Source organism: Bacillus sp. JJ1503 (assembly GCF_036965125.1).
Classification (GTDB): domain Bacteria; phylum Bacillota; class Bacilli; order Bacillales; family Cytobacillaceae; genus Cytobacillus.
In genome coordinates this window covers 1-4065 of sequence record NZ_JBALOZ010000428.1, presented here as the reverse complement: position 1 = coordinate 4065, position 4065 = coordinate 1, and the positions used below count along the sequence as shown (strand labels likewise).

Genomic DNA, 4065 nt, shown 5'->3' with positions numbered 1-4065 from the left:
GGAATAAGCATTTGTATTTATGCAGTGGATGATTTTTGGAATGGAGACTTGACCACGACCAATTTTGTTTTTTCAATTATTTTAGGCTGTTCATTAACCTACTCATTTCTTAAAACTGGATCCGTGTGGGCTAATACAGGAATTCACTTTGGGCTAAATGTGGCATATGGAATCATCTATGGGCTCTCTGGAGAATATGGAGGTGGGCTAATTCTTACTGTCAAAGGGGAAATTAACCCGGTACTAAATAATTTTATCGTATTAGCAGCGGCGACAATCATGTTTTTGGCAGTATTTTTATATTATCGAAATAAAAGTAATGAGAATATTAGATTTGTTGGGGTGGAACGGCACGACCGAGATGCTAGACAAATTACCTAAGATCAACGAAAGGAAATTTCAAATGAATATTCGAAACAAATGGAACATGAAACATCAGGAGCGCATTAAACATTTAAGGACATCTGCCTTGAATCCAAGGTTAGAGAAGATGTCTGACTATCTTCTTGGAGGCACTGCTCTCGATCTTGCATGTGGTCTTGGGGGAAACAGTTTGTTCCTTGCGAGAATGAACTATCAAGTTCAGGCTATTGACATTTCAGATGTTGCCATTCATTTTGTTAATGAACAAGCTGCAAAAGATCATCTTCACATCGAAACACGTATTGGAGATCTTACAGAATCGCTTGATCAGAATTGGTTGAAGGAACCATTTGATCTAATCGTCATTACATATTATCTGGATCGCAAACTGTTTCCGGTTGTAAAGAACCTTATAAAAAAGGATGGGTATTTCTTCATGGAAACATACTTCCAATCACAGCAAAACGAAAAAAAGCAAGTCTCTGACCAATATAAATTACAGCCAAACGAGTTAATAAAAGAGTTTAGAGATTGGGGCATTCTTTATTTTGAAGAAAATGAACAAGAGGGGAGGCAAACAATTTTTTGTCGGAAAGGGTAATTATTATCCATATACCGACAAACCTCTACAGGATTCTGTTATAATGGGCAGGAATAAAAGAAGGAGGTGAAAAACATGGAAAAAACACTTCAATTGATTTTGAATAAACTTGATAATTTGGATCAAAAGGTAACAAATTTAGATCAAAAAGTAAACGCCCTGGATCAGAAGGTAAACGTTCTGGATCAAAAGGTAAACGCCCTGGATCAAAAAGTAAACACCCTGGACCAGAAGGTAAACGCCTTGGATCAGAAGGTAATTTCATTAAGTGAAACTGTAGCAGCCACGAATGTAAAAATTTTAGAAACAAATGAAAGAATTGATGCTCTTGAAAAGAAAGTAGACAAGGTTATTGACGAAGTAAAAGAAATCAAAAATTCAATGGCCACAAAACATGATCTGGAATACTATGATCAAATGATTTCTGAGCACTCCAGACAAATTTACAAGTTAAAAAATCATTAAACTGCAGCAAGAATCCTCAATTACTTCATTTAAGGCTATTATTTTTCTAAAATTGTTCAATTTCCTCACTTTAAGAGTTCGCACTATTGAAGAAACGCTTTTGGATTTTTATAAACGTTTTTTGGATGTAGAAAAACTCTTTATTAAAAATGAGTTTTGCCTTGATGTATCCGAAATTATCAGACTTGATAGGCTATTGCAAATTCTACCTCAAACTTCTCTCCAAAAAAAATTATCTTATCTGCATTTGGTCAATAATAAATTTGTATGCAGCTACTCAGTCAACTTTTAATACTGTGATCTATTCCATTTCATTGGAACATCTTTATCCTCACATTTAATAACATTGAAATAGAAGGGATTATGGTATAATGAATAATTAAGAGCAAATTCTATGATTTGCTGAAATTAATTATTCTTTCGCTTTGGAGGCTAACATGGAAGATTTACTTAAATTAAAAGACAAAAATATTGTAGTTATGGGAGTGGCAAATGAACGAAGCATTGCTTGGGGAGTAGCAAAATCTCTTTATCAAGCAGGGGCTAATGTCATTTTTACATATCGGAAAGAACGCTCGCTTGGAAAACTGACAAAACTTCTAAGTGAACAAAACTTAGAAGCGAAATTAATCGTACAATGCGATGTGAACAGTGATGAAAGCATAGCTGAAGCCTTTAATAAAATTGGAGAGGAAGCAGGTACCGTTCATGGAGTGCTCCATTCCGTTGCTTTTGCGCATGCTGAAGATTTAAAGGGAGACTTTATCGATACGACAAGAAGCGGTTATGCTTTTGCCCAAGACACAAGTGCGTACTCGTTAATTGCTGTTGCGAAAGCGGCCAAACCTCTTATGACTGAAGGAGGCACCATCATTGCGATGTCTTATCTTGGTGCAGAGCGTGTGGTTTCTGGATATAATGTGATGGCTATTGCAAAAGCTTCCCTTGAAGCATCAGTGAAATATTTAGCTTCTGAATTAGGAAAAGACAATATCCGTGTCAATGCCATTTCGGCTGGTGCCATTCGTACGCTTGCTGCAAAAGGAGTTCCTTCTTTTAACCAAATCCTACACAAAATTGAAGAGACAGCACCTCTGAAAAGAAATGTTACGCAAGAGGAAGTTGGGGATATGACACTTGCCTTAATGAGCCATCTTTCAAGAGGGGTTACGGGTGAAATTGTTTATGTAGATGCAGGATATAATATTATGGGATAACATAAATAAAGGGAGATTCTCTTTGGTCAAGATGACAAATCAGAATCTCCTTTTTTACTTTGAGTTTATAAGACAAGATGTAAAGAATTCTCTTGCTGATTATTAAAATTAAATGTATAATCGATTCAAGAACATATGTTCTAAATTGAATTTAGATTTATTGTTAATATAAGCTTAATGAAACAGGTGGAAAAAATTGAACGGTACATCACATACAGTCATCGGAGCAGCAACCGGTTTTTTGACAGCTAATTTGCTGCAAACAGATCCAACAGGAACTATTTTATTAGTTGGGATAGGGGCAATTTCAGGATTAATGCCGGATATCGATATTGACGGGAAGCTAAGTAATAAAATCACAATTTCACATAAGATTATAAGAACAGCTGCTCAATTCATAGCTATACTGTTGATTTTATATAGTTATTTTACTGGTTCAGGAATGAATAATTGGATAGGTATTGGGGCAGGAATGCTTATATTCATCATATCCTCGTTTATCACACAAAGAAGGATGCTGACAATTACAGGAATTGGTGTCTTATTTGGAGGTTTCTCACTTCAAGAAAATTGGTTATGGCTGTTAGGTATTTATATTATCGCAGCTTCATTTGTTCCTCATAGAAGCTATACCCATTCATTATTAGGTATTCTCTTTTTTGCATACATATCCATTCAGTTCGAAATAGCAATTGGGTACGAAGGTGTATTTATTACCTGCCTAATGGGCTATGTAAGTCATTTAATTGCCGACATGAAGATACTGCCCTTTAACAAAAGAGGGGTTAAATTCTTTTTGCCATTTTCCAAGAAGGAGTTTTAGGTGAAAATGGGTAAGTAGAAACTTTTCAATTATTGGAGTTGAAGAGATTGAGAAGTTCTTTACCAAATCTATATGATTTTTTCATGAGCCCTTTAGAAAGATGGAGGTTTCAAGGGATTCGTAGGGAATTGCTTAATAGAGCGACCGGGAAGGTGTTAGAACTTGGTTCAGGGACGGGCGTCAATTTTAAACTCTATGAACATGCAGATAAAGTCATCGCGATTGAGCCAAGTCAAAAGATGATTAATCGTTCTAGACCAAGACTTCAAAGTGCTGTTGTACCAATTGAAATTCTAAAGGTAAGTAGCGAGCAGCTGCCATTCGAAAGTCATACTTTTGATACAGTAGTGGCGACTTTGGTTTTTTGTACAATACAAAATCCAGAAAAAGCGCTGAGTGAAATTAATAGAGTTTGTAAACCAGGCGGAAGAATTCTCTTATTCGAACATGTCATTATGGAAAACAGCTTTCTATCTATGCTGCAGAATTGGTTAACTCCTGCATGGAAGAGAATTTGTGACGGATGCTGTTTGAATCGGGATACTTATGGGCTAGTCATTCAGCATGGTCTTACAATAATAAATATTGAAAAGCAT

At 35.8% G+C, this 4065-nt stretch carries 6 protein-coding genes; all 6 read left to right on the top strand.

The annotated features are described in order from the left end of the window. Window positions 1-381: CPBP family glutamic-type intramembrane protease (locus tag V7149_RS24430; RefSeq protein ID WP_335348166.1), on the top strand; the 381-nt coding region annotated here is incomplete at its 5' end. A 22-nt stretch (window positions 382-403) separates the two neighbouring features. Beyond that, window positions 404-964: a class I SAM-dependent methyltransferase gene (locus tag V7149_RS24425; RefSeq protein WP_335348165.1), complete on the top strand. Its 561-nt coding sequence runs from the start codon at window positions 404-406 to the stop codon at window positions 962-964. A gap of 75 nt (window positions 965-1039) precedes the next feature. Next, window positions 1040-1429 carry a coiled-coil domain-containing protein gene (locus V7149_RS24420; protein WP_335348164.1) on the top strand — a complete coding sequence of 130 codons (390 nt, stop codon included), beginning with the start codon at window positions 1040-1042 and terminating at the stop codon, window positions 1427-1429. 437 nt (window positions 1430-1866) lie between these two features. After that, window positions 1867-2646 carry an enoyl-ACP reductase FabI gene (gene fabI, locus V7149_RS24415; RefSeq protein WP_335348163.1) on the top strand — a complete coding sequence of 260 codons (780 nt, stop codon included), beginning with the start codon at window positions 1867-1869 and terminating at the stop codon, window positions 2644-2646. Window positions 2647-2842: 196 nt separating this feature from the next. Beyond that, entirely contained in the window at window positions 2843-3469 is a 627-nt protein-coding gene (locus V7149_RS24410) for a metal-dependent hydrolase (protein WP_335348162.1), read from the top strand. Between the two features lie 47 nt (window positions 3470-3516). Continuing rightward, on the top strand, window positions 3517-4065 hold a 549-nt coding region (locus V7149_RS24405), incomplete at its 3' end, for a class I SAM-dependent methyltransferase (RefSeq protein WP_335348161.1).

Excerpts from the sequence above, each read along its gene's own strand:
- V7149_RS24425 (WP_335348165.1), top strand. The coding sequence starts at position 404 with ATGAATATTCGAAACAAATGGAACATGAAACATCAGGAGCGCATTAAA.
- V7149_RS24420 (WP_335348164.1), top strand. The coding sequence starts at position 1,040 with ATGGAAAAAACACTTCAATTGATTTTGAATAAACTTGATAATTTGGAT.
- fabI (WP_335348163.1), top strand. The coding sequence starts at position 1,867 with ATGGAAGATTTACTTAAATTAAAAGACAAAAATATTGTAGTTATGGGA.